This is a genomic window from Streptomyces sp. 1222.5, from assembly GCF_900105245.1.
GTDB classification, from domain to species: domain Bacteria; phylum Actinomycetota; class Actinomycetes; order Streptomycetales; family Streptomycetaceae; genus Streptomyces; species Streptomyces albidocamelliae.
On sequence record NZ_FNSZ01000001.1, the window covers coordinates 675,848 to 702,616 of the forward strand.

Annotated in this window: 25 protein-coding genes and 1 pseudogene; 18 read left to right on the forward strand and 8 right to left on the reverse strand. The window is 72.6% G+C overall.

The features are described 5' to 3' along the window. Positions 1 to 136: 136 nt before the first annotated feature. Positions 137 to 1,225 carry a DUF6081 family protein gene (locus BLW57_RS03245; protein ID WP_093471991.1) on the reverse strand — a complete coding sequence of 363 codons (1,089 nt, stop codon included), beginning with the start codon at positions 1,223 to 1,225 and terminating at the stop codon, positions 137 to 139. A 43-nt stretch (positions 1,226 to 1,268) separates the two neighbouring features. Beyond that, positions 1,269 to 2,468, reverse strand: coding sequence for an acyl-CoA dehydrogenase family protein (locus tag BLW57_RS03250; protein ID WP_093471993.1), 1,200 nt, complete (start codon positions 2,466 to 2,468; stop codon positions 1,269 to 1,271). Positions 2,469 to 2,699: 231 nt separating this feature from the next. Between BLW57_RS03250 and BLW57_RS03255 the strand changes: the two genes are divergently transcribed. From BLW57_RS03255 to BLW57_RS03265, 3 genes are read left to right on the forward strand one after another with little or no spacing between them, the layout of a single operon-like run. Beyond that, positions 2,700 to 3,542 (forward strand): aromatase/cyclase, encoded by an 843-nt coding sequence (locus BLW57_RS03255; RefSeq protein WP_093471994.1) that lies wholly within the window; start codon positions 2,700 to 2,702, stop codon positions 3,540 to 3,542. Beyond that, positions 3,539 to 4,306, forward strand: coding sequence for a cyclase family protein (locus tag BLW57_RS03260; protein WP_093471995.1), 768 nt, complete (start codon positions 3,539 to 3,541; stop codon positions 4,304 to 4,306). Before BLW57_RS03255 ends, BLW57_RS03260 begins: the two co-directional genes overlap by 4 nt. Further along, a complete protein-coding gene (locus BLW57_RS03265) occupies positions 4,296 to 4,676 on the forward strand; it encodes a lipocalin-like domain-containing protein (protein WP_093471997.1) in 381 nt (126 codons plus the stop codon). Before BLW57_RS03260 ends, BLW57_RS03265 begins: the two co-directional genes overlap by 11 nt. 95 nt (positions 4,677 to 4,771) lie before the next feature. Here BLW57_RS03265 and BLW57_RS03270 read toward each other — a convergent pair whose 3' ends face one another. Continuing rightward, positions 4,772 to 6,076, reverse strand: a complete 1,305-nt coding sequence (locus BLW57_RS03270) for a LuxR C-terminal-related transcriptional regulator (protein WP_218137959.1) — start codon at positions 6,074 to 6,076, stop codon at positions 4,772 to 4,774. A 251-nt stretch (positions 6,077 to 6,327) separates the two neighbouring features. On the opposite strand from BLW57_RS03270, the gene BLW57_RS03275 reads away from it, so the two are divergent. Genes BLW57_RS03275 through BLW57_RS03310 form a run of 8 tightly spaced genes read left to right on the forward strand, consistent with a single transcriptional unit; the run spans position 6,328 to position 14,833 of the window. Beyond that, positions 6,328 to 7,596, forward strand: a complete 1,269-nt coding sequence (locus tag BLW57_RS03275; RefSeq protein ID WP_093471999.1) for a beta-ketoacyl-[acyl-carrier-protein] synthase family protein — start codon at positions 6,328 to 6,330, stop codon at positions 7,594 to 7,596. Next, complete coding sequence (locus BLW57_RS03280; RefSeq protein ID WP_093472001.1) at positions 7,593 to 8,822, forward strand: ketosynthase chain-length factor; 1,230 nt, start codon at positions 7,593 to 7,595, stop codon at positions 8,820 to 8,822. Before BLW57_RS03275 ends, BLW57_RS03280 begins: the two co-directional genes overlap by 4 nt. Then, positions 8,815 to 9,321: a flavin reductase family protein gene (locus BLW57_RS03285; protein WP_093472002.1), complete on the forward strand. Its 507-nt coding sequence runs from the start codon at positions 8,815 to 8,817 to the stop codon at positions 9,319 to 9,321. Before BLW57_RS03280 ends, BLW57_RS03285 begins: the two co-directional genes overlap by 8 nt. A 35-nt stretch (positions 9,322 to 9,356) precedes the next feature. Next, positions 9,357 to 11,267, forward strand: coding sequence for a flavin-containing monooxygenase (locus tag BLW57_RS03290; protein WP_093472004.1), 1,911 nt, complete (start codon positions 9,357 to 9,359; stop codon positions 11,265 to 11,267). Between the two features lie 39 nt (positions 11,268 to 11,306). Next, on the forward strand, positions 11,307 to 12,449 hold the full coding sequence (locus BLW57_RS03295; protein WP_093472005.1) for an acyl-CoA dehydrogenase family protein: 1,143 nt from the start codon (positions 11,307 to 11,309) through the stop codon (positions 12,447 to 12,449). A gap of 10 nt (positions 12,450 to 12,459) precedes the next feature. Next, a complete protein-coding gene (locus tag BLW57_RS03300) occupies positions 12,460 to 13,503 on the forward strand; it encodes a methyltransferase (protein WP_093472007.1) in 1,044 nt (347 codons plus the stop codon). 5 nt (positions 13,504 to 13,508) lie between these two features. Beyond that, the gene (locus BLW57_RS03305; protein ID WP_176985436.1) at positions 13,509 to 13,889 is read left to right on the forward strand and encodes a nuclear transport factor 2 family protein; all 381 of its coding nucleotides are present in this window, start codon (positions 13,509 to 13,511) and stop codon (positions 13,887 to 13,889) included. A gap of 8 nt (positions 13,890 to 13,897) precedes the next feature. After that, on the forward strand, positions 13,898 to 14,833 hold the full coding sequence (locus BLW57_RS03310; RefSeq protein WP_093480490.1) for an NADP-dependent oxidoreductase: 936 nt from the start codon (positions 13,898 to 13,900) through the stop codon (positions 14,831 to 14,833). A gap of 18 nt (positions 14,834 to 14,851) precedes the next feature. Here the strand turns inward: BLW57_RS03310 and BLW57_RS03315 are convergent, their stop codons facing one another. Continuing rightward, positions 14,852 to 16,930 (reverse strand): SpoIIE family protein phosphatase, encoded by a 2,079-nt coding sequence (locus BLW57_RS03315; RefSeq protein WP_093472010.1) that lies wholly within the window; start codon positions 16,928 to 16,930, stop codon positions 14,852 to 14,854. A 260-nt stretch (positions 16,931 to 17,190) separates the two neighbouring features. Between BLW57_RS03315 and BLW57_RS03320 the strand changes: the two genes are divergently transcribed. Further along, positions 17,191 to 18,903, forward strand: coding sequence for a RecQ family ATP-dependent DNA helicase (locus BLW57_RS03320; protein ID WP_093472011.1), 1,713 nt, complete (start codon positions 17,191 to 17,193; stop codon positions 18,901 to 18,903). A gap of 78 nt (positions 18,904 to 18,981) precedes the next feature. Here BLW57_RS03320 and BLW57_RS03325 read toward each other — a convergent pair whose 3' ends face one another. The 3 genes from BLW57_RS03325 to BLW57_RS03335 all read right to left on the reverse strand — a co-directional run bounded on the left by BLW57_RS03325 (position 18,982) and on the right by BLW57_RS03335 (position 20,804). Then, positions 18,982 to 19,938 (reverse strand): hypothetical protein, encoded by a 957-nt coding sequence (locus tag BLW57_RS03325; protein WP_093472013.1) that lies wholly within the window; start codon positions 19,936 to 19,938, stop codon positions 18,982 to 18,984. A gap of 291 nt (positions 19,939 to 20,229) precedes the next feature. After that, a complete protein-coding gene (locus BLW57_RS03330) occupies positions 20,230 to 20,424 on the reverse strand; it encodes a hypothetical protein (protein ID WP_093472014.1) in 195 nt (64 codons plus the stop codon). A gap of 173 nt (positions 20,425 to 20,597) precedes the next feature. Further along, positions 20,598 to 20,804, reverse strand: coding sequence for a hypothetical protein (locus BLW57_RS03335; RefSeq protein ID WP_093472016.1), 207 nt, complete (start codon positions 20,802 to 20,804; stop codon positions 20,598 to 20,600). Positions 20,805 to 21,030: 226 nt separating this feature from the next. On the opposite strand from BLW57_RS03335, the pseudogene BLW57_RS42100 reads away from it, so the two are divergent. The 3 genes and pseudogenes from BLW57_RS42100 to BLW57_RS41215 all read left to right on the forward strand — a co-directional run bounded on the left by BLW57_RS42100 (position 21,031) and on the right by BLW57_RS41215 (position 21,941). Then, positions 21,031 to 21,313: pseudogene (locus tag BLW57_RS42100) on the forward strand (DUF3140 domain-containing protein). A gap of 72 nt (positions 21,314 to 21,385) precedes the next feature. Further along, positions 21,386 to 21,742: a PRC-barrel domain-containing protein gene (locus BLW57_RS03345; protein ID WP_093480491.1), complete on the forward strand. Its 357-nt coding sequence runs from the start codon at positions 21,386 to 21,388 to the stop codon at positions 21,740 to 21,742. Between the two features lie 25 nt (positions 21,743 to 21,767). Beyond that, positions 21,768 to 21,941 (forward strand): hypothetical protein, encoded by a 174-nt coding sequence (locus tag BLW57_RS41215; RefSeq protein WP_176985437.1) that lies wholly within the window; start codon positions 21,768 to 21,770, stop codon positions 21,939 to 21,941. A 31-nt stretch (positions 21,942 to 21,972) separates the two neighbouring features. On the opposite strand, the gene BLW57_RS03350 is transcribed toward BLW57_RS41215, so the two are convergent. Beyond that, entirely contained in the window at positions 21,973 to 22,416 is a 444-nt protein-coding gene (locus BLW57_RS03350) for a VOC family protein (RefSeq protein ID WP_093472017.1), read from the reverse strand. 148 nt (positions 22,417 to 22,564) lie between these two features. On the opposite strand from BLW57_RS03350, the gene BLW57_RS03355 reads away from it, so the two are divergent. The 3 genes from BLW57_RS03355 to BLW57_RS03365 all read left to right on the forward strand — a co-directional run bounded on the left by BLW57_RS03355 (position 22,565) and on the right by BLW57_RS03365 (position 26,767). After that, positions 22,565 to 23,014: a spore-associated protein gene (locus tag BLW57_RS03355; protein ID WP_093472019.1), complete on the forward strand. Its 450-nt coding sequence runs from the start codon at positions 22,565 to 22,567 to the stop codon at positions 23,012 to 23,014. A 550-nt stretch (positions 23,015 to 23,564) separates the two neighbouring features. Next, on the forward strand, positions 23,565 to 25,625 hold the full coding sequence (locus BLW57_RS03360) for a galactose-binding domain-containing protein (protein ID WP_093472020.1): 2,061 nt from the start codon (positions 23,565 to 23,567) through the stop codon (positions 25,623 to 25,625). Positions 25,626 to 25,780: 155 nt separating this feature from the next. Then, the gene (locus tag BLW57_RS03365) at positions 25,781 to 26,767 is read left to right on the forward strand and encodes a CorA family divalent cation transporter (protein WP_256339365.1); all 987 of its coding nucleotides are present in this window, start codon (positions 25,781 to 25,783) and stop codon (positions 26,765 to 26,767) included. The last annotated feature ends 2 nt before the right edge of the window (positions 26,768 to 26,769 follow it).

A 26,769-nucleotide genomic window follows, 5' to 3' on the forward strand; every position in this document is an offset into this window, starting at 1 on the left:
GGAACTCCTCGGGAACGGCAAGGGACGGCGTCGGCGGCCCGGCCGGCTGCTCGCCGGGCCGCCGACGCCGTCGAGGGGGTGGGACGGTGGTCGGTGGTGGTGCCGCCCCCCGGAGGGACGGCGGGGCGGGGCTCCGTCAGCCGGCGTTCCGGCTGAAGACGGTGAACCTGCGGACCCCGAGGGCCGCGCCCTGACCCCACAGACGGTTCTCCGGACGGCTCGCGTCGTCGAGGAAGGTCTGAGCGGTGGGCTCGCCGCGCACCGGGTCGTAGTAGTGCCCCGTCTCCGTGGTCAGCCGGACCAGGCCCGAACCGGGCACGCCGGGGCGGGCGCCGTCGAGGGCGTCGAACAGACCGAGCCCGAAGGTGAACTGGCGCGGCGTCACCGTGGCGGGTGTGCCGCCGTGGTCGAGCAGCAGGTGGCGTCGGGAGGGCAGCAACTGGCCGATCCGGTCGACGGTGAACACCTCGCGTCCCTCCAGGCACCAGCGGATCACGCCCCGGGAGCGGTCGTACTCGATACGGACGTGGTGTTCGGCGGTGGGCGAGGAGCGGCGGGCGACCGGCACGGCGTAGGTGAAGGCCGCGTAGTCACCGAGGGTGTCGCGGTGGTTGGGGAGGCGCTCGTAGAACGCGTACACCGTCTTGTCGGTGAAGAAGAAGTCGACCGCGATGCCGGTCTCCTGGTCCTCCGCGGGCAGTCCGGCCATGGCGAGGCGCAGATCGTCGTGCGGGTCGGCGACCGCGGAGCCGAACGGGTGCGCCGCCGTGCCGAACGTGCCGGCCGTCAGCCGCGCCTCGGCGACCAGGAGGCGGCCGGGCTCGGCGGTGAAGCCCAGCGTGCCCTCGGCGGTGTGCTGGTCGGGGTACGACAGCCACTTGACGTGGTCGAGCGAGCCGGGCAGGCCGCTCGGCTCGTGCTGGCCGAGGGTCAGGGTGAAGGCGGGCTCGCCGGTGTGCGGGTTGCTGCCCTTGGCGGCGAGGCGCAGGCCGCGCCCGGACGTGTCGGCCACGGCGTCCTCGCCGACGCCGCCGCCGAAGGGGATCCGGGTCCAGCGGGCGCCCGGGCCGCTGGTGGCGAAGCCGCCGGAGAAGTCGTCCTCGAACAGGACGCGCCGGCCGGCGGACGAGGCGGTGCCCCTCGCCGAGGCCGGTCCGGCCGACAGGGCGGTGCCGGCGAGTGCGGCGGCGGTGACGGTGAGTGCCGTGCGGCGGCTCAGGGACATACGGGTTCCTTTCCGAAGGACGTGCGCGGGGCCGGTGGGCGGATCAGAAGCCGAGCGACTGGTAGGCGTAGGCGGTGGCGGCGGACTCCACCTGGAGACCCTGGTGGCCGGCCATCGAGTTGACGTCCCGCCAGAACCGCTGCACCGGTTCGGCCGTGGACTGGCCGGTGGTGCCGACGCCGCGGAAGAGCCGGTTGGCGACGCCGACGAGGAGGTCGGTGGCCATGGCGCAGTCGCGCCAGCCGCGCATGGTCTGCGCCGGGGTGAGACCGTGGCCGCTCTCGTCGGCGCTGCGGGCGGCGCGCTCCAGGAGCAGCTCGGCCGCGTCGATCTCGCCGGCGCTTCGCGTCAGGGTCACGTCCCAGGTGACGCGGTTGAAGGACGGCATGCCGGGCAGCGCGGGAGCGGGGTTCCGCGCCGCCGCGCGGATCTTGCGTTCGGCGTGCCGCCGCCAGGCCGCGAGCGCACCCTTGGCGGCGCCCAGTGCGGGAGCCGCGAACATCATGGTCGTGCCCTGCATCGGGACCGCCAGGCGCGGCGCGACGTCGACGGCGCCCCGCCCGCTGAAGAGGTCCTCACGGCTGACGGAGCGGGCCTGGGGCACGAACACGTCCTCGACGGTGACGGTGTGGCTGCCGGTCGCGGCCATGCCGACGTTGTGCCAGGTGTCCTCGGTGCGCCAGGCGCCGCGGGGCACCGCGAAGACACGGGGGGCGCCGGCCGGGCCGGACCCGGCCGGCGGGTTCGCCGCGAGCAGCGCCCAGTCGGCGTGGTCGATCGCGCTGACGAAGCGCCAGGTGCCGCTGAGCCGATGGCCGCCGGGGGCGGGGTGCGCGGTGCCGAGCGGGGTGAGGGAGGCGACGAGGAACGCGTCGGGTCCCTCGGCCCACACCTCCCGGCGGCCCTCCCGCGGCAGATGGGCCGCCATCCGGCCGACGTGCGCGGCGAGCGAGACGCACCAGGCGGTGGCCGCGCAGCCCTCGCCGACGGCGCTCACGGCCCGCCCGAGTTCCAGGAAGGTCCCCTCGGTGCCGCCGTGTGCCGCGGGCACCAGGTACCGCGCGAATCCGGCGGCCACCGCCGCCTTGACGACGTCCGGTGCCAGGCGCCGCTCCCGCTCGGCGGAGGCGGCGCACCGGGCGGCCTCCTGGGCCACGTCCCGGGCGGCCGCCACCAGCGCCTGACGGTCCGGCGGTACGGAGGTCGTCGTGTGCGGAGGGTCGGTGCTCGGTGTCGGGGCCATGCTGGTCTCTCCTCGACTCGTACGGTGGACCGCTTCGGGCGCTGTCGCAGCCGGGCCGCGGCCGGCCGGCGACCGGGAGCCTCGCCGCCACCGCCCGTATTTCGCTTGGCCGGCGCTTGGACGTGCCTGGCGCGGTGCACGCCGGACACCAGCGCGCTCCCAGCCGACTGCGAGGCACCGCCGGGACGCTGTGGCCCGTTACCGCTTCCCGTGCGCCTCGGAGGAGAGCCCGTGATCATCCACACCCTCGTCTACCGGTTCGCGGACTCGGTCGACGAGTCCCAGCGCCGCGAGTTCTTCACCGACCTGGAGAAGATCGCGCGCGGCTCGGGCCTCGTCACGCACTTCGGTCACGGACCGCACCACCGGCTGCCGGTCGACGACCACGCCGCCGGGACGACCGCCAACGCCGTGGCCCAGTTCGCCTGCCGCGACCTCGACGACCTGCGGGCGTTCTCGGAGCTTCCGCACGTGCACGAGCACATCGCCGGCTGGCGGTCCCGCATCGAGTACGACGCCGCCTACGCCAACCACGACGACCTGCTCCACGTCATCGCGCCCGCACTCACGAAGGAGAGTCCCATGCACCACACCGAACACACCGTCACCGTCAACGCCCCGGCCGCGATCGTCTGGGACGTCCTCGTCGACGTCGAGGGCTACGCGCGCATCTTCCCGCCCACGGAGGACGTGAAGATGCTGGAGGAGTCGCCCGAGCACCAGATCGCCCGCCTGACCGTCGACGTCAACGGCGAGGTGCAGTCCTGGATCTCCCGGCGGGACATCGACGCCGGGCGCCGCGTCATCGCCTACCGGCAGCTGGAGAACGCCCCGATGATGGGTTACATGGGCGGCGAGTGGCGAGCCCTGCCCATCGACGAGCACACCACCCAGCTGGTCCTGACCCACGACTTCAAGCCCCGCGAGCCGGAGGACGGCCTGATCGCCGGGAAGTTCACGTACGAGCAGGCCGACGAGATGATCAAGGCTGCGGTGGAGCGCAACAGCGTGGCGGACCTCGGCGCGGTCAAGGACGAGGCGGAGAAGCTCGCCGTCGAGGGCGCCGCCGAGTGAGGCGCCTCGTCGACCTGAGCGTGGTCACCCGGCACACGCCGAGCGAGGCGACACCCGTCACGGTGGAACTCCTCGACCACGTCACCGGCGCCACCGTCCTCGGTCTGACGCCCGAGGACTTCCCGGACGGGATGGCGATCTCCAACGAGACGGTGACGCTGACCACCCACACCGGCACGCACATGGACGCGCCGCTGCACTACGGCCCGGTCAGCGGCGGCGCGCCCGCCAAGAGCATCGACCAGGTCCCGCTGGAGTGGTGCGTGGGTCCGGGCGTACGGCTGGACGTGCGGCATGTGCCGCCCGGCGAGGGCATCACGGTGGAGCACCTGCGCGCGGCACTGCGCGCGGCCGAACACACCCTGCGGCCCGGCGACATCGTCCTGCTGTGGACCGGTGCCGACGCGCTGTGGGGCGAGGCCGAGTACCTGACGAAGTATCCGGGCCTGACCGGCGAGGGCACGGCGTTCCTCGTGGAGTCCGGGGTGCGGGTGATCGGCATCGACGCCTGGGGTCTTGACCGGCCCATGCGGTCGATGATCGACGACTACCGCCGGACCGGCGACAAGAAGACCCTGTGGCCCGCGCACGTCTACGGCCGCACACGCGAGTACCTCCAGTTGGAGAAGCTCGCGCAGCTGGCCGCGCTGCCCGCGCCGACGGGCTTCACCGTGGTGTGCTTCCCGGTGGCGGTCGCCGGGGCGGGGGCGGGCTGGACCCGGGTGGTGGCCCTTCTCGACGACGAGGGCGGTCATGCGCGCTGACGACCTGGTCGGGGTGTGGCACCTGGTGTCGTTCCGGGAACTGGACGGCGCCGGCACCCCCGGCGTGGGCCCCCTGGGCGACGCTCCCCGGGGCCGGCTCGTCTACACCCGGGACGGACACGTCTCGGTGCACATGATGCGCGGTCCGGACCCCGGCCCCGTCCCGTACATGGGCTACGCCGGGACCTGGCGTCTGGAGGGCTCCCGGATCGTGCACCGGATCGAGGTCACCCCCCGGCCCGACTGGATCGACACCGAGCAGACCCGGGAGGCGACGCTGGCCGAGGGCCGTCTGACGCTGCACGCCCGCACCCGCGTCGACGGGGTGGAGCACCGCAGGGTCCTCGTCTGGCGCAGAGACCGCGCCTAGGGGCGGGCACGCCCGAGGGCCGCGACCACGGATGCGTGGTCGCGGCCCTCGGGTCTGCCGTACGGCGTCCCTGCGACGACGTCGGTGGACCAGGGCTACGACGTCAACGCCGGCGCGGTCGGGAACCCCGCCGCCAGTGCCAGCGCCGCCGCCTCGCCCCGCGTGCTGACGTCCAGCTTTCTCAGGATCTTCGCCACGTGGAACTTCACCGTGTGCTCGCTGATCAGCAGACGCCCGGCGATGGCACGGTTGCGGTGGCCCTGGACGAGCAGTTCCAGGACGTCGAGCTCCCGCGGGTTGAGGTCGCCGAGCGGATCGTTGCGCTGCCGCTCCGGCGCGGCCAGCGGCAGCCGGACGGTGACGATCGTGCCCCATCCCGGTACCGCGTCGACGTCCACGGCACCGCTGACGGCCGCCGCCCGGTCGGTGAGCCGGTGCACGGCGAGCGCGTCACCGGCCAGGGTGCCGGGGCCGTCGTCCCGGATCACCGCGCGCACCTCGGACTCCTCGACGTGCCAACTGATCCGGACCCGGCTCACCGCGCCCTGCTCCAGCATGGTCAGCACGGTGCCGCGGGCCGTCGTCCGCGCCGTCTGGGCGATCACCGAGGGGATCAGCCGCTCGGCCGCCTCCCCCACCGGGCCCTCGAACTCCAGCCGCACGTTGCCGTAACGGGACAGCAGTCCGAGCATCTCGGTGAGCCGTCCGAAGGCGTCGTGGGCCGTCTCCTCCCCCGGTACCCGCTCGGTGTCGCCGACCGAGCGCAGTTCGATCAGCGAGGACACCGCCAGGTCGACGGCGGTCCGGCGGGCCGTGCCGTCGTCGAGGCTGCGGTTGCGCAGCAGCCCGATCAGCGAGGTGAGCGTCGACGCGTGGGAGTCCGTCAGATCGGAGACGATGCGCGCGCGTTCGCTGTTCGCCATCCAGGGCGCCGTCTGGTTGACGGGGACGACGGTGGGCCACAGGGCCATCACCCGCAGCATCGCCAGATCCCACAACTGCTGTACGACGGGCAGGACTTCGGGGTCGGGTGCGGTGCCCTCCACCGGCAGCACCGCGAGCAGCGCGCCCGCCGAGCCGGGTGGCGCCGAGGCCACCGCGAGGACCGGGCGTGATGCGTCGGCGAGTCTCGCCCGGTCGAACCGCGGCCTGCCGATGTCGACGTGTGTGGCGAGCTGGGCCATCTCGGCCGCGGTGACCGCCTCGGTCAGCTCGGCGTCCCCGTGGCTCCAGGTCGCCGACGTCGGGCAGTCGCCGGTCAGCATCACCAGGGCCTCGTGCGCCACCAGGTCGGACAGCGCGTCGGAGAGCGTGGACAGTACCTGCTTGATGGGTGCCTGCATCAGCGCGGCCGCAACCGTCAGGGCACGCTGCGGGTTCCCCCAGTCCCGATATGCCATGTCTTTCATGCTACGGGCCCGGCGTCCGCTCCCCACTCGCCGAATGGCTGGTAGTGACCGGCCGTTCGGGTGGTCCGCCGGGCCCCGGCGGACGCCCCACCATCCTCCCAGCGCCGTCCCAGCGGCCCGTAGGGCGGTGTCGGTCATGTTGGGTGCGGCGCACGGCACATGGCCGTACGCCGTCAGCTTCGGCACGAAGGGGGCCACAAGGTGAACGAGTCAGCAGCGGCTCGGCAGACGGGCGGGACGCGATGACCCGCCGCACGGTGATCACCGGCATGGGGGTGCGGACACCCGGCGGGAACGGGGTGAAGGCGTTCTGGGAGCTGCTGACCTCCGGCCGCAGCGCCATCCGCCGCATCTCCTTCTTCGATCCGTCGCCCTATCGGTCGCAGATCGCCGGCGAGGCCGACTTCGACCCCGTGCTGGAGGGGCTGACCCCCCTGGAGATCCGGCGCATGGACCGGGCCACGCAGTTCACGGTGGTCTGCGCGCGGGACGCGGTCGCCGACAGCGGGCTCGGCTTCGAGCGGCTGGATCCCGGCCGGATCGGGGTGAGTCTGGGCAGCGCGGTGGCCGCGGCGACCAGCCTGGAACAGGAGTACCTGGTGCTGTCGGACAGCGGACGCGACTGGCTGATGGACACCGCCAACCTGTCCCCGCACATGTTCGACTACCTGGTGCCGAGCGTGATGCCGGCCGAGGTGGCCTGGACGGTGGGCGCCGAGGGCCCGGTGGCCATGGTCTCCAACGGCTGCACCTCCGGGATCGACTCCGTCGGCCACGCCTGCCGGCTCATCGAGGAGGGCAGCGCCGACGTGATGCTCGCCGGTGCCGGCGACACTCCGGTCACGCCGATCGTCGTGGCCTGCTTCGACGCCATCAAGGCGACCACCTCGCGCAACGACGAACCCCAGCGGGCCTCCCGGCCGTTCGACCGCACCCGCAACGGCTTCGTCCTCGCCGAGGGCGCCGCGATGTTCGTACTGGAGGAGTACGAGCACGCCCGGGCGCGCGGCGCGCACATCTACGCCGAGATCACCGGCTACGCCACGCGCTGCAACGCCTACCACATGACCGGGCTGAAGGCGGACGGCCGCGAGATGGCCGAGGCGATCCGCTCGGCCCTCGACGAGGCGCGCACCGACGCCACGGACATCGACTACATCAACGCGCACGGCTCGGGCACCAAGCAGAACGACCGCCACGAGACCGCCGCCTACAAGCGCAGCCTGGGCGAGCACGCCCGGCGCACGCCCGTCAGTTCCATCAAGTCGATGGTCGGGCACTCGCTGGGCGCGATCGGCTCGATCGAGATCGCCGCCTCGGCCCTCGCCCTGGAGAACGGCGTGGTCCCGCCCACGGCCAACCTGCACGAGGCGGACCCCGAGTGCGACCTGGACTACGTACCGCTGACGGCGCGCGAGCGCGGTCTGCGCAACGTCCTGACCGTCGGCAGCGGCTTCGGCGGCTTCCAGTCCGCCATGGTGCTCCGGCACGTCCCTGGAGGTACCGCGTGAGCAGCGCACTCGTCACCGGAATCGGCCTGATCGCGCCGAACGCCACCGGCCCGGAGCCCTACTGGGCGGCCACGGTCGAGGGGCGGACCGGCATCGGCACCCTGACCCGCTTCGACGTGTCCCGCCATCCGGTCCGGCTGGCCGGTGAGATCCGGGACTTCGACGCGTCCGCCCAGCTGCCGGGCAGGCTGCTGCCGCAGACGGACGTCTCCACCCGGTACGCCCTGGTCGCCGCCGAGCGGGCGCTCGCCGACGCGGGGATCGAGCCCGGCGCCTACGCCGACTACGACATGGGCGTGGTCACCGGCAACGCGCAGGGCGGCTTCGAGTTCACGCACCGCGAGTTCCGCAAGCTGTGGTCGCAGGGCCCGGAGAAGGTCAGCGTGTACGAGTCGTTCGCCTGGTTCTACGCGGTGAACACCGGCCAGATCTCCATCCGCCACCAGCTGCGCGGCCCCAGCAGCGCCCTGGTCGCCGAGCAGGCCGGCGGTCTGGACGCGATCGGGCACGCCCGGCGTACGATCCGGCGCGGCACGCCGATGGTCGTGACGGGCGGCGTCGACTCGGCGTTCGACCCCTGGGGCTGGGTGTCGCAGATCGCCGGCGGGCGGCTGACCACCTCCGGCGACCCGGACCGGGCCTACCAGCCGTTCGGCACGCACGCCGGCGGCCATGTGCCCGGCGAGGGCGGCGCGATCCTCGTCCTGGAGGACCCGCGGACGGCGCGGGAACGGGGTGCCCGGCAGGTGTACGGGGAGATCGCCGGCTACGCCTCCACCTTCGACCCCGCTCCGGGCTCCGGCCGGCCGCCGGGCCTGCGCAGGGCGGCCGAACTCGCCCTGGTGGACGCGGGGCTGGCACCCGGTGACATCGACGTGGTGTTCGCGGACGCGGCCGGCAGCCCGGACCTCGACCGTGTGGAGGCCGAGGCCGTCAGCGGGCTGTTCGGTCCGCACGGCGTACCGGTGACCGCGCCCAAGGCCCTGACCGGCCGGCTGTGCTCCGGCGGCGGCCCGCTGGACGTGGCCGCCGCGCTGCTCAGCCTCCGCGAGGGCGTGATCCCGCCGACGTACGGCACGGACGAGGTGCCCGAGGAATACGGCATCGACCTCGTGCGCGGCGCGCCCCGGGAGGCCCCGGTCCGGGCGGCGCTGGTGCTGGCGCGCGGCAAGTGGGGCTTCAACTCGGCGGTCGTCGTACGCGCTGCGGGGGCCCGGGATGACTGAGGGACTCAAGGAGGTCGTGGAGACGACCGGCGGGCTCCGGGAGGCCATGGCGCGGTTCCCGACGGGGGTCGCCATCGCCACCGTGCGCGACGAGCGCGGACTGCCGCACGGGCTGACCGTCAGCTCCTTCTGCTCGGTCTCCCTGGACCCGCCGCTGGTCCTGCTCTGCGTCGCCCGGTCGGCGCAGTGCTTCCCGGTGTTCGCGCGTGCCTCCGAGTTCGCGGTGAGCGTGCTGCGCGAGCACCACGCGGAGCTGGCCGTGCGGTTCGCGACGGCCGGGGCCGAGAAGTTCGGCCCGGGCGGCCTGGGGCGCACCGCGCGGGGAGGCGTGGTCGTCGACGACGCCCTCGCCGTCGTGGAGTGCCTGGTGGAGCAGCGGCACGACGCGGGTGACCACGTGATCGTCGTCGGCAGGGTCGTCGGTACGCACCTCACCGAGTCGGGCGCGCCCGCCGTCTACTTCAACCGCCGGTTCGCCGCGCTCGGCCCGGCCTCATGACGACCCCCACTCCGGACACTTCGAAGGTGACGCACATGGCGTTCAGCCGGCCGCTGCGGCCGATTCCCGACGACGAGACCCTGCGCCGCCAGCTGGCCGGTGCGGACGTGCCCGCGCTGTTGCTGACGGTGGCCCACCTGACGGGGGACACCACCCTGCTCCGCGACGACCTGCGCGCACCGGGCTGGCTGTTCCAGCCGCAGGGCGGCCTGACCGCCGCGCGGCAGGAGGAGGCCCGCCGGCTCGCCTTCGAGGCGCTGACCGCGTGGCGGGACCGGGGCGGCACCCACGAACCGCCGGACCCCGCGCTGCTGCGGACGATCACCACCTGGGCCATGGGTTCCGACACCGGTGATCTGCTGGAACTGCTCGCGGAGGAGATCGCGCTGCCGCGGGACGACCCCAAGGCGCCCGACTGGACGCTGGAGCGGCTGCGCCCCGGCGCCGATCTGGACGTGGCCGTGATCGGCGCCGGGTTCAGCGGGCTGCTGGCCGCCCACCGGCTCGCCCAGGCCGGAGTGCCGGTCGTGGTGTATGAGAAGAACGAGGACGTCGGAGGCACCTGGTTCGAGAACACCTATCCGGGCTGCCGCACCGACGTGGCCAGCCACCTGTACAACTACTCCTTCGCGCCCCGCGCCGACTGGCCGGACCACTTCTGCCGGCGCGACACGGTCCTGGAGTACCTGCGGGACTTCGCGAAGGAGTCGGGGGTCGCCGACCGCGTCCGGTTCGGCACCGAGGTGCGGGAGCTGCGCTGGGACGACCGGGAGCGCCGCTGGCACCTCACCCTGGACGGCCCCGACGGCCCCCGAACGGTCACGCACCGGATGGTGATCAGCGCCGTGGGCCAGCTCAACCGGCCGCAGCTGCCGGCCGTCGACGGACTCGGCAGCTTCACCGGGCCCGCCTTCCACTCCGCCGCCTGGGACCACACGGCGGACCTCGCGGGCAAGCGGGTCGCGGTCGTCGGCACGGGCGCCAGCGCCTACCAGATCGTGCCCGAACTGGCCGGTGTCGCCTCCGAGGTGGTCGTCTTCCAGCGCAATCCGCCCTGGCTGCGGCCCACCCCGCACTACCATGAGCCGCTGTCCGGCAGCACCTCCTGGCTCTGCGAGCATCTGCCGTACTACGCCCAGTGGTACCGCTTCTGGCTGTTCGCGCCCGGACTGCGCGGCATCCTCGACGGCTGGATCGTGGACCGCGACCACCCGCCCACCGAACGCGCCGTCTCCGCCCTCAACGAGCAGCTGCGTGCCTCTCTCCTTGAGTCCATGGAGGCCCAGCTCACCGACGCCCCCGCGCTGCGCGAGAAGGTCGTGCCGCGCTACCCGGTCGGCGCCAAGCGGGTACTGCGGGACAACGGCACCTGGCTCGCCACCCTCAAGCGGGACGACGTGACGCTGGTGACCGCCCCGGTGGAACGGGAGACACCGCGCGGACTGGTCGCGGACGGCGAGGAGTTCGAGGTCGACGTCATCGTCTACGCCACCGGGTTCCAGGCCTCGCGGTTCCTCACCCCGATGAAGGTGACCGGCGAGCAGGGCGTCGACCTGCACACCCGTTGGGGCGGGGCCCCCCGTGCCCACCTGGGCATCAGCGTCCCCGGCTTCCCCAACCTGTTCTGCCTGTACGGGCCGAACACCAATCTCGTCGGACAGGGCGGCAGCATCGTCTACTTCTCCGAATGCGCCACCCGGTACGTCCTGGACGCGATCCGCCTGCTGCTCACGCGGGACGCGGACGCGGTCCAGGTCCGCGAGGACGTGCACGACGACTACAACGCGTGGGTCGACGCGGCGAGCGCCGACCGGGCCTGGGTCTGGTCGAGGGTGAGCGGCTGGTACAAGGACGGCTCCCGCTCCTCCACCAACTGGCCCTTCTCCGCGGCCGAGTACTGGACACGCACCCGGCGCGCCGACCCGGACCACCTCCGACTCCGCTGACACGCGACGGCTTTTCCGAATCTAGGACGGGACACACAGATGGTGGACACAACCGCCGGCCCGCTGGCCACGGCAGCCCGCGACATCGCGGCGACCGCCGCCGGGCTCGCCGCCCGCATGGCCGAGCAGCGGCACATCGACGCCGGCCTGGTGACGGCGATGCGCGAAGCCGGCTTCATGAGGCACCTGGCACCCGCGCGGTACGGCGGCGCCGGGGGCACTCTCGCCGACCTGCTGGACGCGGTGGCGACCCTGGGCGAGGCCTGCCCGGCCACCGCGTGGTGCGCCTCGCTGTTCGCGAGCACGCCCCGCTTCGTGCCCTGCTTCCCCGAGGCCGGGCAGAAGGAGTTCTGGGCCGACGGTCCGGACACCGCGTTCGTCTGCTCGGTGCTGCCGTTCGGCGAGGCGGTGCCGGACGCCGACGGCGACGGGCTGCGCGTCAGCGGACGGTGGCCGTACATGAGCGCCGCGGAGCACGCGGACTGGCTCATCGTCTGCGCCCGGACCACCGGCGCCGGCGGGTCCCGGCTCACGCTGGTGGCGGTGCCCGCGTCGGCCGTCCGCATCGAGGACACCTGGAACAGCGTGGGGATGCGCGCCACCGGCAGTGACACCGTGGTCCTGGAGAACGTGCCCGTCCCCGCCGCCCGGTACGTCGACCGGGACGCGGTGTTCGCGGGGCGGGCCGCCGACGGAACCTCCATCGCCCCGCTGGCCGCCGTGAACGGCCTGACGTTCGTCGTCCCCGCGCTCGGCGCTGCACAGGGCGCCCTGGCCGAGCTCACCCGGCACCTGGCGGGCAAGCTGGCGGAGGTGACGCCGACGCCGGGCATGCCCGGCCCCGGCGGCAACCTGGCCACCCAGGAGATGACCCTGGCCCGCTCGGCCGCCGAGATCGACAGCGCGCGTCTGCTGCTCACGCGCATCGCCCGACTCGCCGACGACGGTGGCCCGTTCACCGGGCGGACGATCGCGCGGAACATGCGCGACAGCGCCTTCACCGTCGAACTGCTGCTCTCCGCCGTCAACCGCGTCTTCCGCGCCGCGGGCACCGGCGGGCAGGCGGCCCACGGAACGCTGGAGCGCTTCTGGCACGACGTCAACGCCGTCGCCACCCACCAGGCCGTGCAGTTCGAGCCGGCCGCGCACCACTACGCGCGCGCCCTGTTCACCACCCCTTGAGGAGGACGTCATGAAGAGCACGAACCCGCCCCCGGAGTCCGCCCCCTCGGCCGACCGCATCCTGGAGACGGCCCTGGCCTTCCAGGCGTCGAGGACGCTGCTCAGCGCCGTCGAGGTCGGCGTCTTCACCGAGCTGGCCAAGAAACCGGCCGACGTCCACGAGTTGCGGGAGCGGCTCGGCCTGCATCCGCGCGGCGCCCGGGACTTCTTCGACGCGCTGGTCGCGCTGGGCTTCCTGCGCCGCGAGGACGGCGTCTACCACAACACTCCCGAGTCCGAGGCCCACCTGGACCGGGCCAAGCCCGGCTACGGGCATGTCGCACCGATGCTGGAGATGGCCGGGTCCCGGTTGTTCGGCATCTGGAACCGGCTGTCGGACGCCCTGCGGACCGGCCTCTCCCAGGACGAGTCCAAGGACGTGGACCGGGACACCTACGACGCCCTGTACGCGGACCCGGCCCGCCTGCGGACGTTCCTCTCGTCGATGACGGGCATCAGCCATCGCGCGAATCTCCGGATCGCACGGCAGGTGCCCTGGGAGGACTACACGACGATGGCCGACATGGGCACCGCGCAGGGCGACCTCGCGGTGCAGGTGCTGCTCGCCAACCCGCGGCTGACCGGCATCGGTTTCGACCTGCCCCAGGCGGAGCCGGTGTTCACCGAGTACGCCGAGCGGCACGGCCTGACGGACCGGCTCGGCTTCACCGGCGGTGACTTCTTCACCGACCCCTTCCCGCGGGCCGACGTGCTGACCTTCGGCCACATCCTGCACAACTGGGACCTGGAGAGGAAGAAGATCCTGCTGCGCAAGGCGTGGGAGGCGCTGCCGCAGGGCGGCGCGGTGGTGGTGTACGACACCCTCATCGACGACGACCGGTCCGAGAACGCGTTCGCCCTGCTCATGAGCCTGAACATGCTCGCCGTCACGGACGGCGGCTTCGGGTACACCGGCCTCGAGTGCCAGGGGTGGATGCGGGAGGCCGGTTTCGAGCGCACCTGGACGGAACACCTCGTGGGGCCCGACTCGATCGTGGTAGGGGTCAAGGAATGAACGCGATGAAGCAGAACAAGGAACTGGTCTCCGAATACATCCGGCTGTTCTACAACGAGAAGGACTTCGACCGGGCCCGGGAGCTGCTGACCGAGGGCTTCGTCAACCACCACCACGGTGTCGGCGCCGGCCGGGACCGTACCGTCGAGACGTTCCGGGCCGCCGTCTCGGTGATGCCCGAGTTCTCGCTCACCGTGCGGCGCGTGGTCGCCGAGGGCGACCAGGTGTGGACCCACAGCGTGGCCAGGGCGGCGCCGGGGGCGCACCCGTCGGTCGTCGTGGACATCTGGCGCGTCGAGGACGGCCGGCTGGCCGAGCACTGGGACGTCGGCCAGCCCGTGCCGGAGGGTTCGACCCTGGACGCGATGATCGAGGGCGCCGGATGACCGCTCTGATGCGGGCCGTCGTCCAGCGCGCCTTCGGCGGGCCGGGCGTCCTGGAGCCCGCCCGGGTGCCCCGGCCGGCCCCGGCGCTCAACGAGGTGCTGGTCCGGGTCCACGCGGCCGGTGTGAACCCGATCGACGCCCTCGTCCGGTCGGGGGAGCTTCCGCTGCTGGGCGCACCGCCCTTCACCGTCGGCTGGGACGTCTCCGGTGTCGTGGCCGGGACCGCTCCGGGCGTGACCCGGTTCGCGGTCGGGGACGAGGTGTACGGCATGCCGTGCATCCCGCGTGCGGCGGCCGCCTACGCCGAGTACGTCGTGGCGCCCTCCCGGCAGCTCGCCCGCAAACCGGCATCCGTCGATCACCGTACGGCGGCGGGGCTGCCGCTGGCCGGGCTGACGGCGTGGCAGGCGCTGGTCGAGACCGGGTGGGCGGGGCGGGGCACACGGGTGCTGGTGCACGGCGGGGGCGGCGGCGTGGGCCATCTCGCCGTGCAGATCGCCAAGGCCCGCGGGGCCGAGGTGACCGCCACGGCGAGCGCCGGCAAGGCGGCCTTCGTGCGTGCCCTGGGCGCCGACCGGGTGATCGACTACCGGGCGGTGGACTTCGCCGCCGAGGTCCGGGACGTCGACGTGGTCCTCGACGGCGTCGGCGGCGACACGGCCGTACGCTCGCTCGACGTGCTGCGGCCCGGTGGCGCGCTGGTGACGATCGTGGAGATGCGGAACACGGAGCTGGCCCGGCTGGCCGAGGCGCGCGGGCTGCGTTTCCACGGTGTCACGGCGGAACCGGACCACGTGGGTCTGGCGGCCCTCGCGGACTTGGTCGACGCCGGTCTGCTGCGCCCGCACATCGACCGCTCGCTGCCGCTGGACGAGGCGGCACAGGCCCACCGGCTGCTGGACACGGGCACGCTGACCGGGAAGGTGGTGCTGGAGACGGCCTGACGTCGGGGGCCGGCTCCGTCAGGCGGGCGCGAGCGGTTGTACGCAGGCGATGAGGAGGGCGACGTCGTCGTGGCCGGCGGGGTGCCGTAGCTCCCGCAGGAGCCGGTCGCAGGTCTCCTCCGTCGACCGGTCCTGTGGTGTCAGGAGGCGCATGAGGTCGTCCAGCCGCTCGTCGATGGGGTCGTGGCGGGTTTCCACGAGTCCGTCGGTGTACAGGACGAGGCGGTCGCCGGGCTCCAGGTCGAGGGTCGTCACCTCGAAGGGGACCCCCCGGACGCCGAGCGGGGTGCCGGTGGGCAGCCGGAGCAGTTCCGGCTGCCGGCCGTCCCGCACCAGGACCGGAGGCAGATGGCCGGCGGATGCCGCGTGCAGCCGGGCGCGGTGGGGGTCGTACACCGCGTACAGGCAGGTGGCGAGGTGGTCCAGATCGGCGGTGATCTTGTCGAGGTGGGTGAGGATCCGGGCCGGGTCGAGGTCCAGGTCGGCCAGGGTGGAGGTGGCGGTGCGCAGCCGGCCCATGGTGGTGGCGGCGGTGACACCGCTGCCCATGACGTCGCCCACCGCGAGGGCGGTCCGGTCGCCGTCGAGGGCGATCACGTCGTACCAGTCGCCGCCCACCTCGCTGAAGGCCTGGGCGGGCCGGTAGCGGGCGGCGACCTCGAGGCCGGGTCGTCCGGGCGGGAGCTGCGGGAGGAGGCTGCGCTGCAGCGTCTCCGCGGCACCGCGGATGTGCTGGTGCAGCACGGCGTTGTCGATGCTCAGCGCGGCGGACGAGGCCATCTCGCACGCGAGGGTGAGGTCGTCCTGGTCGAACGGCAGGGGGTTGCGGGCCCGGGCCAGGCCCATGACGCCGATGATCTGATCGCGGGCGATCAGCGGCACGGCCATGTCGGTGTGCACACCCGCCCGGGCCAGCAGACGGGCGGCCTCGGAGTCGGCGGCGATACGGCCCAGATCGTCGCCGCTCACATGGGTGATCAGGAGGGGGCGGCGGGTGCGGACGCAGTGGGACGCCGGATGGTCGGCGTGGTACGTGACGAGGCTGCCGGGCGGCACGATGGCCCGGTCGGCGTCGGTGGGGTAGGCGGTCTTCACCGCGACGGCACGGAACAGGGCCGGGCCCTGGTCGAGGTCCGCCCGGCCCGTCTGCAGGACCGAGTCCAGGAGGTCCACGGCGACCATGTCGGCGAGGTCGGGCACCAGGACGTCGGCCAGTTCCCGTGCCGTGCGCTCCACCTCCAGGGTGGTGCCGATCCGGCCCGAGGCTTTGGCGAGGAGACGCAGCCGGTGCTGGGCCTCGTCGGCCTTCTTCGCCGCCCGGTACCGGTCGGTGACGTCGACGACGACATAGGCGAGGCCCAGGACGTGACCGAGGTGGTCCTCCAGCCGGTAGGTCGACACCGCCCACGCGTGGTCGGTCTCCGGGTCGGCGGCGGTGCGCCCCACCACCTGCTGGTCCACCACGGGGGCGCCTGTCGCCAGCACGTGCCGCATCACGGTCTCCGCTCCCAGGAAGGGGGCGCCGGGCAGGATCTCGCGGAACTTCCGGCCCACGTGGTCGGACTCGGGGACGCCGTGCATCGCCGCCAGGGCCGGGTTGATGGCCAGGTACCGCAGGTCGGGGTCGAGGACGGCCAGCCCGATGGGTGCCTGGGTGACCAGACGGGTGGACAGGGCCACCTTGCGTTCCACGTGCCGCACCGTGGCCCGGTCGGCGGCCAGCCCGAGGGCGTAGTGGTCACCGAGGTTGTCGGTCAGCCGCATGTTGCGGAACTCGACCATCCGGGTGCTGCCGTCCTTGTGCCGGACGGGGAACGCCCCGGCCCAGTCCCGGCCGGTCGCCATCACGTCGGCGAACAGTTCGATCACCGCGTCCTGGTGCTCCGGGCTGACGAGCAGCGGTGCGGCGTACTGCCCGACCGCCTCACTGCGGGCGTAGCCGAACAGCTGCTCGGCCTGGGGGCTCCACATGTCGATCCTGCCGTCGGCCTCCAGCAGCACCGCGGCGACGTTCAGCAGGTCCATCAGCCCGCTCGGGGCCACCGCGCCGCTCGCCGGACGATCGGCCGGCTGCGAGCCCGGGCTCGCTCGCGTCATCGCACGCGCTCCTTCCACCTGCCGGTCCCGGCGGGCGTACCGGCTTCGCCTCGCCGGTCGGGCGGAACGGCGTCCTCCCGGGAGATCAGCAGCTCTCTCCACGATGCAGCACCGGACCGGGGACGGCCACGGCGGCGGACCGGACCGCCCTCGGCGGCGGTCGGCCGGCCAGGGGGGAAGCCCGGCGCGGCATGGCCGCGGAGCCGGCGGGCACCCGTGGTCCGTGCCCAGGCCTCCCGGGGTGGCCGGAAGGAGCGGGGATGATCGACGAGCGTCCGGGATCGGACGAAAGGCGGGCCCGGCGACTGCGCGATACCGCCGCGGAGGTGTTCGGCTGGGCGGAGCTGCGCCCGGAACAGCTCACCGCCATGGAGTGCGTGCTCCAGGGCAGGGACACGCTCGTCGTCATGCCGACCGGGTCCGGGAAGTCCGCCGTGTACCAGGTCCCCGCCCTGCTGCTGGCCGGCCCGGTCGTGGTCGTGTCACCCCTGCTGGCCCTCCAGCGGGACCAGATCGCCGGGCTGCCCGACGGCGACCGCTCCCCCGGCGCCGTGGCCCTGAATTCCGACCTCGGCGCGGCGGAGACGGAGGACGCCTGGGACGAGGTGCGCGGCGGGGAGGTCCGGTACGTCTACCTCTCCCCCGAGCAGCTCGCCAAGGACGACGTCGTACGGCGGCTCGCCGATGCGCGCCCCGGGCTGTTCGTCGTGGACGAGGCCCAGTGCGTGTCCTCCTGGGGCCACGACTTCCGGCCCGACTACCTGCGGCTGGCGCAGGCCGCGCGGCGCCTGGGCCGGCCACCGGTCCTCGCGCTCACCGCGACCGCCGCTCCCCCGGTCCGGCAGGACATCGTCGAACGGCTCGGCATGGACCGGCCGCGGCAGCTCGTCACCGGATTCGACCGGCCGGAGATCAGGCTGGAGGCGCGCCGCCACCTGGACGACGACGAACGGCGGCGCACGGTCGTCGAGCGGGCCGCCGCCGAGGAGAAGCCCGGCATCGTCTACGCGGCGACCCGCAAGGACAGCGAGTTCTACGCCGCCGAGCTGAGCGCGCTCGGGCTCGCGGCCGAGGCGTACCACGCGGGCCTGCGCGCCGCCGAGCGCCGGCGGATCCACGAGGCCTTCCTCGCGGGCCGGACGGATGTTGTCGTGGCGACCTCGGCCTTCGGGATGGGCATCGACAAGGAGGACGTGCGTTTCGTGCTGCACGCCTCGCTGCCGGGTTCCCTGGACGCCTACTACCAGGAGATCGGGCGCTGCGGCCGGGACGGGCGCTCCGCCCTCGCCGTGCTGCACCACCGGACCGAGGACACCGGGATGCAGGCCTATTTCAGCGGCCGCACCCCCAGCGGGGACACCCTGGCGACGGTCCTGCGGGCCGTGCACGGCCGCGGCGATCCGGCGGGGCTCGACGAACTGAGACGGGACACCGGGATGGGGCGCACCCGGCTGACGAAGGCCGTGAACCTCCTGGAGGAGGCCGGCGCCGTCGTCACGAACGCCTCGGGCGCCGTCGGGCCGGTCCCGGGCACGGCCGAGGCGGGCGCGGTGCGCCGGGCCACGGACAGCGCCGAGGCCCACAGGCGCATGGACCGCTCGAGAGTCGACATGGCCCGCGCCTACGCCGAGACGACCGGTTGCCGACGGCGCTTCCTGCTGGGCTACTTCGGCGAGGAGTACCAGGAGCCCTGCGGCAACTGCGACGTCTGCGACGGGCCGGAGGCCGGGCGCGGTGACGGGACGCCGGGCGAGCGTCGTCCGGCGCATCCGGACACCGGCCGCTATCCCGTCGGCGCCGCGGTGCGGCACCAGGGGTGGGGCCGGGGGACGGTGCTGAGCGAGGACGGGGACCGCATCACCGTGCTCTTCGACGAAGTCGGCTACCGGACACTCGCCCTGGACGCCCTGGCCGGCCAGGACGGCCTCCTCACGGTGACGGACGCACCGGACGGGCAAGGGCCCGACACCTGACGGGGCGGCCATCCCCCCGATGACGTACGCGAGTTGGAGGCACGGACGCCTGCACCGGCCCGTCGGCCCCACCGGTCGTCATCTGCCGGCCGCGGCCCTGCGGTGCGCCTGCTCGAACTCGGTCAGCGGGTCGCCGTCGGCCTGCCAGGGCCACGCCGTGACGACGCCTCCGAGCGCTTCGAAGACCGCGCCGGCCTCCTGGCGCCGGTCGGCGGCCATCAGCGCGTAGGCGAGGACGTTGAGGTCGGCGAGGGCCCTGGCGTGGCGGAGGAAGCCGGGCTGCGCCCACGTGTGGGCCACCTTGTCGACGGCCTGCGTGGCCATCGGCTGCGACCAGTGGTTCCGGGCCACCAGCGCCTCCACTCCGCCTCGGCCCATGAGCGAGTGGTACTGGTTGACCTGCGCGGTGAGTTCCGTGGCCACGCAGGGCACGTTCGCCGGCATGCGCAGGCCCAGGGAATCCACGAACTCCAGTACCTGGACGCGCGATCCGGCCTCCTCCGGGCTGAGGTAAGCAAGCATGCCGAGATAGGCCTCGCGGTTCCAGCGGTCGCGCGCGAGGACCTCGTTCCACACGCCGAAGACCTGCGACTGCTCCCAGGCCTCCAGGCGGGCGACCGCCAGCAGGATGACCCAGGGGGTCGGGTCGTCCGGGGACGTCTCGGCCGCCCGGACGCACAGGTCCACGGTTGCGTCGGCGTCTTCGAGGGAGCCCCGCCGCCGACCGCGTTCGACCTGCGTCCAGGCGTGCAGTGCGAGCGCGTCGGCGTTGTGCGGTTCGCGGGCGGCCCACGCGCGCGACAGCTGCGTTTCGGTCAGGTAGTCCGCGAGTACGCCCATCCGGTGCGCCCGGCGGTCCCAGTCCCCGCGGTCCTGGTCGAGGAGCCGGGAGATCTGCGCCACGCACAGGTCCGTCGTCGCGATCATCCCGGTCTTCGTGGTCGCCAGCAGCGACTTCAGAAGCTTGCCGAGGTCCTGGTCGTCCAGTTCCGGGGCAAGGCGCGACCTTTTGCGGCGACCTGAAAGAAATCCCATGCCGGGAGGCTAAAGGGGACGGGGCGGTACGCAAGGTTTGCGCCAAGATCGTTATGGATTACACGACTCAGGCGCGTGATGACACGTCTCAACTCCCGGTTACCCGCTCGTAGCGTGGACTGCTCCGGCGCCACGGGTGCGCGGGCCGGTCAGGCGCGTCGACGGGTACGCGTGCGTGCGGGACGGCTACGCGCGGGTGCGGGGTGAAAGCGCGGAGGCCGGCAGCCGAACGCTCGGCACCGGCCTCTCCGGGCGCCCGGCGTCCGGGCGCGGCCGATCGGTCCGCACTGCTCACAGAGAGCCGGGCGGAAGGTTCCCGCCGGGCGCGTGCGCCCGCTGCCGCGGCACGTTGACGACGGGCCAGGGCGCCGAGGGCAGCACCCGGGACAGTTGGTCGCGGACGCGGTTGGCCTCGTCACGGACCTGTGCGGGGACGTCACCACGCTCGGCGACCAGGCGGTTGAAGATCGGGGTTTCGTGGAACACGCGGAATCTGCCTTTCGGGCGCTCGCGACGGCGATCGCCGGCCGCGACCGCCGATCATGGACTGACCGAGTATCCGATGCCGAGGGCCGGGCCGGTGACCAGTTGAGGCCGACCGGACGAGGGAATTGGTCACAGAGCGGTGGCGTCGGGCCGACGGAGCGTTCCCGGGGCGGTCAGTGCTCCCAGGTCTCCGGGCCGGCGCCCCGCCACTCGATCCACTCGGCGTTCGTGACGTCCGCCGGCTCGACGTCCTCCAGACCGGCGGCCCGCAGGAACTCGACGATGTCGATGAGCGTGTACGCCATCCCGGCGAAGGACCGGCCGATGCGGACGCGGCGGCCACCGTCCTCCGCGGGCGGAAACACGGTCACCTGGTACATGGAGCCACCTTCGCCCGGGCCGGGCCGTGGCGCATGCGGAGGGCCCCCGGGCGGGTGGTGGTCCGGGGACCCGCCCACGGTCCCGGCCTCCCGGGTGCGGCCCCGCGCCCCTCCCTCAGGATGGGAGGGCGCACGCACCCGGGAGGAACAGGTGGAGGCAGTGGCCGACACGACGAGCGACGACGAGAAGCGCGAAACCTGGGACACCTTCGGCGAACTGGTCGCCATGACACCGTCCGCCCCGGAGAAGTGGCTGGCGACCGACGCGTCGCGGTCGGCGGGGCAGCACAAGGACGGCGGCGGGTCGACCGGACATGCCTCGGGCCGGGCCGTCGTCGAGATCCTGCGCAAGAAGAAGGGCGATCTCACGGACTCCGACTACGCCACATGCGCAAGGTCAACGGGTACATCCACCGCCGCCTGGCGCAGCGCCCGTCCGGGGACGTGCGGGACAGCCGGGGCGGCACTCGCTGATGAACTGGGGGCACGACCCCCTGGACGAGAGCTGACCGCGCGGGCCCTGCTCGGCCGGCGCCGACATCACACGCGCGATCGGGGGTACCCCGCTGATGGAGGTCATGATGTTCGAGGCTGGAGACATCCGTGAGTGGCGGGGACACGACGTGGTGGACCGGGACGGCCACAAGATCGGCACGCTGGAGTCGGTCTACGTGGACACGGCGACCGACCGGGCCTTCTTCGCCACGGTGACCGTGGGCATGCCCACCCGCCGCCGTCTGGCGTTCGTCCCCCTGCCCGGCGCCACGGTCGGGCCGGGCTACGTGAAGGTCGCCCACAGCAAGGACGTGGTCAAGAAGGCCCCGTCGATCGACACGGACGGGGAACTGCCCGCCGCCGAGGAGCCGGGCGTCTTCGCCTACTACGAGCTGGACTACGCGACGGGCGCCGGCGGCCAACGACGTCTCGGCCGCCGCTGACCCGCTGCGGAACTCGGGAGATCCGATGGTCCTGTTCCTGTTGCTGATTCTGGTGGCCCTTGTCCTGGGCATCGTCGGGTTCGCCGTTCACGGCCTGTTCTTCCTGCTGATCATCGGCGCCGTCGTGCTCGTCCTCGATCTCGTCTACGCCGCGACGCGCTTCCGGCGCGGTGGGCGGAAGCACCGCATCGTCCGCTGACCCGGCCGGTGCCCCGGCGCATCGGGCCGGGTCAGTCCACTGCCTGTCCGATGCCCAGCATGTTCCCCTCGCTGTCCCGGAACCAGGCGCCCCGCGCCCGCCGTGGGCCCGGCGCACGGGAGCTCAGGTAACCCTCGACGTCCACGATGCCGTCCCGGGTGTGCGCGCCGCCGTACACGGAGGGCAGGCCGAACTCCTCGAACTCCACGCCGCGCCGCCGCAGTTCCGCGACGACCGCTTCGATGTCGTCGACCTCCCAGGACATCTGCGTGAAGCTGCCGGACGAGGCGCCCGCGGAGTGGAACACCTGGAACTCCGCGCCTCCGCACCGGTACAGCAGCCCACCGGGTCCTTCCTCGGCGGGCCGCAGTCCGAGCCGCTCGGCGTAGAAACGCCGGGCCCGGTCCAGGTCCTGGGCCGGAAGCCTGGTCGCCACACGGCCGTGGGCCAGCAGGGTGCCGTCTCCTTCGTTCATGACCCCAGTCTGGGCGCCGACCGGCCGCGGACCGCGGAGGCGTGACGCCGTTTCGAAATATCCCGCGGACAGCGGTACAACCAATCCGTTCCTTCGGTGGTCACATGATGCAAGGAGCAATTACCTCCAGGACTTACTAGGGGGAGAAATGCGATTCACTCGTTCCGCTCTGGCCGCCACCGCCTTGGCGGCCCTCTCCGTGGGAGCCACGACCGCATTGGCGGCCCCGGCTTCCGCGGCGGCCAACACCACCCCGCAGAAGGTCTGCGGGAGCGGCTACAAGACGGTGAACTCCGCACCTGTGGGCTCGCTGGGCACCGTCTACCTGACGTACAACGCCACCAACGGCAAGAACTGCGTCACGACCATCCGCAACAACCCGGGCACCGCCCTCTCCATGTCGGCGTGGGTGTACGTCTCCGACACCGATCAGGGTGACGACGACTACGGCGTGTACACCTCGTACGCGGGTCCGACGTACGTCTACGGCAAGGCCCACTGCGTCGACTGGGGCGGCCAGATCAAGAACGTGTACGTGCAGGTCACCGGCTCCAACTGCGCCGCTCTGAAGGAGAGCCGGGTCACCTTCACCCGCTGACCCGCCCGCTGTCCCCCACCCCGCCCGGGACGCCTTCCGTTCCGGGCGGCGGTGAGGTGCCAGGGGGCTTCCGTTCCCTGCGCGAATTCGCTCGCGCTCGTCGATCACGACGCTTTCGGGGAGCCGGAGGACCGACGAGCCGCGCACCACGCGAGGCATTCCGTCCCTGCGCGGAACCGGATTCACCGGATTCACCGGATTCACGCCCGGAGGGCGATTCCCGGTGCCCTCCTTTTCGTTTTCGCGTCGCGATACGGCCACGTTCCCGGAATCCGCGACATCCGTGCACCGCGCCCGGTCCGGGCGCTGAAGCGCCGTACCCCTCCCGCCGGCTCCGTGCGCGTGCCGGACGTTTCCGCCGGCCTTTCGAGAAGCGGTGGCATTGCCGTGCGGCGACGGTGACGGCCGAGTTCACGTCGGTCCCCCGGGCGACCCGGCCGCTCCCCCACCCCGCACGAGTCTTGATTTCCTACGCGTCAGTAGCGATCCTTCCTGGGCAGCAGACCGCCCAGTACATGACAATCGGACCGCCGACCGAGGGACGTGGGTCGTGAGCGCAGGTGTCAGGCCGTACCGCCGCAAAGAAGTGACCGTCGTGTCGCTGCTCCTTCTCGTACTCGCCTGCGTCCTCGGCCCGACGCCGAGTTCCGCGGCGGCGAACGAATGGTGGGTGCCGGTCTCGCGGCCCGCACCGGACTCCCGGATCGATGTCACCGGCGAGCCGTTCACGGGCACCGACGCCCAGGGCAGGGTGCGCGGCTTCGTCGACGCCCACGACCACCTGTTCGCCAACGAGGGTTTCGGCGGGCGCCTCATCTGTGGCAAGACGTTCTCGCCCGCGGGGATCGCCGACGCGCTCAAGGACTGCCCGGAGCACTACCCCGACGGCTCGCTCGCCGTCTTCGACTTCATCACCAAGGGCGGTGACGGCCGGCACGACCCGGTCGGCTGGCCCACGTTCAAGGACTGGCCCGCGCACGACTCGCTGACCCACCAGCAGAACTACTACGCGTGGGTGGAGCGGGCCTGGCGCGGCGGCCAGCGGGTGCTCGTCAACGACCTCGTCACCAACGGCGTGATCTGTTCGGTGTACTTCTTCAAGGACCGCAGCTGCGACGAGATGACGTCCATCCGGCTCCAGGCGAAGATGACGTACGACCTCCAGGCCTACGTCGACAAGATGTACGGCGGCACCGGCAAGGGCTGGTTCCGGATCGTCACCGACAGCGCGCAGGCCCGCGAGGTGATCGAGCAGGGCAAACTCGCGGTCATCCTCGGCGTCGAGACCTCCGAGCCCTTCGGCTGCAAGCAGGTCCTGGACATCGCGCAGTGCGACAAGCACGACATCGACGCGGGGCTGGACGAGCTGTACGCGCTGGGCGTGCGCAGCATGTTCCTCTGCCACAAGTTCGACAACGCGCTGTGCGGGGTGCGCTTCGACTCGGGCAGCCTCGGGACGGCGATCAACGTCGGGCAGTTCCTGTCCACCGGCACGTTCTGGAAGACGGAGAAGTGCGCGGGGCCGCAGGCCGACAACCCCATCGGCAACGCCGCGGCCGCCGGCGCCGAGGCGAAGCTCCCGGCGGGCGTGGCCGTCCCCTCCTACGCCGCGGACGCCCGGTGCAACACCCGCGGGCTCACGGACCTCGGCGAGTACGCCGTACGCGGCATGATGAAGCGGAAGATGATGCTGGAAGTCGACCACATGAGCGTCAAGGCCGTCGGACGTGTGCTCGACATCTTCGAGGCCGAGTCCTACCCCGGTGTCATCTCCTCGCACAGCTGGATGGACCTGAACTGGACCGAACGGGTCTACGGACTCGGCGGCTTCATCGCCCAGTACATGCACGGCTCGGAGGGCTTCAGCGCCGAGGCGAAGCGCACGGACGCGCTCCGCGACAAGTACCACGTCGGGTACGGCTACGGCACGGACATGAACGGCGTGGGCGGCTGGCCGGGACCCCGCGGTGCCGACACCGCCAATCCCGTCAAGTACCCCTTCCGCAGCGTCGACGGAGGCTCCCTGATCGACCGGCAGACCACCGGCGAGCGCACCTGGGACCTGAACACCGACGGAGCCGCGCACTACGGCCTCGTACCGGACTGGATCGAGGACATCCGCCTCGTGGGCGGTCAGGACGTGGTGGACGACCTCTTCCGTGGGGCGGAGTCCTATCTCGGTACCTGGGGAGCGACCGAGCGGCACCAGGCGGGCACCGACCTCGCCAAGGACGCACCGGCGACGGCCAGTTCCACCGAGTGGAACCCGTTCACCAGCTACGCGCCGGGCCGGGCCGTGGACGGCAGCCGCGACACCCGCTGGGCCAGCGGCTGGAGCGACGGGCAGTGGCTGCGGATCGACCTGGGCTCCACCCACCTGGTCGGCCGTGTCACGCTCGACTGGGAACGCGCGTACGGGAAGTCGTACCGCATCGAGCTTTCGACCGACGGCGTGAACTGGCGGACCGCCTGGTCGACGACCTCCGGTGACGGCGGCCTCGACACCGCGCGGTTCACCGGCACACCGGCCCGCTACGTCCGGGTCACCGGCACGGAACGCGGCACCCAGTGGGGCTACTCGCTGTACGACGTCGGCGTCCACAGCGGCTGACCCCGGCCGTCCCGTCCCGGGCGGCGCTTCCACCGGGCTCCTCGCCGCCCTCACCCGTTCGAGGCACCCGTCGCTGCGCCTGCGTGTGTCGGCGGCGGGGACGCCGGAGTGTGCCCCCCGTGGAAGCTACGGCCGACGGGCGACGGGGAGACGAGATGATCGTGTCGGTGGTGTCGATGCCCGCGGGGACCACCACGCGTACGGACCTGGCGGAGGCACGTGACCGCCTCGCCGCGTCCGATTTCCTGCTCGTCGACGTCCAGCTGCCCGACGAGCAGGCGAGCGAGGCGGGACCGGTCGTCGACGGGCTCGGACTCGTGGCCGAGTGTCCGCCCTGGTTCGGCAGGGCGGGTGAGCCGGCGCGGGCCCAGTTCCTGGGCGACCGGACCGGCCTCGTCGTCCCCGTCGTCGACGACGGCCAGGTGGACCACGTGCACGTCCTCGTGACGGAGCGGCACCTGATCACGCTCCACCGGGGGCCGGCCGAGCCACTGGAGAGTCTCCTCGTCCGGCTCGGGCAGGAGAACCCACCCGACACCGTGTCCCTGCTGTTCCTGCTGCTGGAGGAGGCCCTGGACACCTTTCGCCGGGCCGCGGTCGCCGACCTCCTGGTGGTCGAGGACCTGGAGGACGAGATGTTCGAGAGCCGGCGTCCCCAGCAGGTCTACCGCCTGTCCCAGCTGCGGCGGCGTTCCGCGCTGCTGCACCACTACCTGCTGCCCTACCTCCAGGCGACGGACGAGCTCATCAACCGCAGGGTGCTCAACCGCGCCTTCCCGGAGGACCGCCAGCGGCTCGCCCGGGAGTTCCAGCACACCGGCCGGCTGGTGCTCACCGACATCCAGTCCCTCCAGGAGGCCAACCGGCGCGCCTTCGCCAGCTACTCCTCCCTGGTGTCGGGTGAGCAGAACGGCGTGATCAACCGGCTGGCCATCGTGTCGACGATCTTCCTGCCGCTGACGTTCATCACCGGGTACTTCGGCATGAACTTCACCTATCTGACGGACGAGATGGAGAGCAAGGCCGTCTTCTGGCTGCTCGCGGTCGCGTTGCAGGTGGTCGTCCTGTTCGGCGCGATGTACGTGCTGCACCGCACCCACATCTGGCGCAGACTCCGCGACGACGGGCTGGACGACGGCTGAGC

Excerpts from the sequence above, each read along its gene's own strand:
- BLW57_RS03290 (WP_093472004.1), top strand. The coding sequence starts at position 9,357 with ATGGCGTTCAGCCGGCCGCTGCGGCCGATTCCCGACGACGAGACCCTG.
- BLW57_RS03265 (WP_093471997.1), top strand. The coding sequence starts at position 4,296 with ATGCGCGCTGACGACCTGGTCGGGGTGTGGCACCTGGTGTCGTTCCGG.
- BLW57_RS03315 (WP_093472010.1), bottom strand. The coding sequence starts at position 16,930 with ATGACGCGAGCGAGCCCGGGCTCGCAGCCGGCCGATCGTCCGGCGAGC.
- BLW57_RS03270 (WP_218137959.1), bottom strand. The coding sequence starts at position 6,076 with ATGGCATATCGGGACTGGGGGAACCCGCAGCGTGCCCTGACGGTTGCG.
- BLW57_RS03335 (WP_093472016.1), bottom strand. The coding sequence starts at position 20,804 with ATGTACCAGGTGACCGTGTTTCCGCCCGCGGAGGACGGTGGCCGCCGC.
- BLW57_RS03275 (WP_093471999.1), top strand. The coding sequence starts at position 6,328 with ATGACCCGCCGCACGGTGATCACCGGCATGGGGGTGCGGACACCCGGC.
- BLW57_RS03355 (WP_093472019.1), top strand. The coding sequence starts at position 22,565 with ATGCGATTCACTCGTTCCGCTCTGGCCGCCACCGCCTTGGCGGCCCTC.
- BLW57_RS41215 (WP_176985437.1), top strand. The coding sequence starts at position 21,768 with ATGGTCCTGTTCCTGTTGCTGATTCTGGTGGCCCTTGTCCTGGGCATC.
- BLW57_RS03245 (WP_093471991.1), bottom strand. The coding sequence starts at position 1,225 with ATGTCCCTGAGCCGCCGCACGGCACTCACCGTCACCGCCGCCGCACTC.
- BLW57_RS03310 (WP_093480490.1), top strand. The coding sequence starts at position 13,898 with ATGCGGGCCGTCGTCCAGCGCGCCTTCGGCGGGCCGGGCGTCCTGGAG.
- BLW57_RS03250 (WP_093471993.1), bottom strand. The coding sequence starts at position 2,468 with ATGGCCCCGACACCGAGCACCGACCCTCCGCACACGACGACCTCCGTA.
- BLW57_RS03350 (WP_093472017.1), bottom strand. The coding sequence starts at position 22,416 with ATGAACGAAGGAGACGGCACCCTGCTGGCCCACGGCCGTGTGGCGACC.
- BLW57_RS03345 (WP_093480491.1), top strand. The coding sequence starts at position 21,386 with ATGTTCGAGGCTGGAGACATCCGTGAGTGGCGGGGACACGACGTGGTG.
- BLW57_RS03320 (WP_093472011.1), top strand. The coding sequence starts at position 17,191 with ATGATCGACGAGCGTCCGGGATCGGACGAAAGGCGGGCCCGGCGACTG.
- BLW57_RS03305 (WP_176985436.1), top strand. The coding sequence starts at position 13,509 with ATGAAGCAGAACAAGGAACTGGTCTCCGAATACATCCGGCTGTTCTAC.
- BLW57_RS03295 (WP_093472005.1), top strand. The coding sequence starts at position 11,307 with ATGGTGGACACAACCGCCGGCCCGCTGGCCACGGCAGCCCGCGACATC.
- BLW57_RS03300 (WP_093472007.1), top strand. The coding sequence starts at position 12,460 with ATGAAGAGCACGAACCCGCCCCCGGAGTCCGCCCCCTCGGCCGACCGC.
- BLW57_RS03285 (WP_093472002.1), top strand. The coding sequence starts at position 8,815 with ATGACTGAGGGACTCAAGGAGGTCGTGGAGACGACCGGCGGGCTCCGG.
- BLW57_RS03325 (WP_093472013.1), bottom strand. The coding sequence starts at position 19,938 with ATGGGATTTCTTTCAGGTCGCCGCAAAAGGTCGCGCCTTGCCCCGGAA.
- BLW57_RS03365 (WP_256339365.1), top strand. The coding sequence starts at position 25,781 with ATGATCGTGTCGGTGGTGTCGATGCCCGCGGGGACCACCACGCGTACG.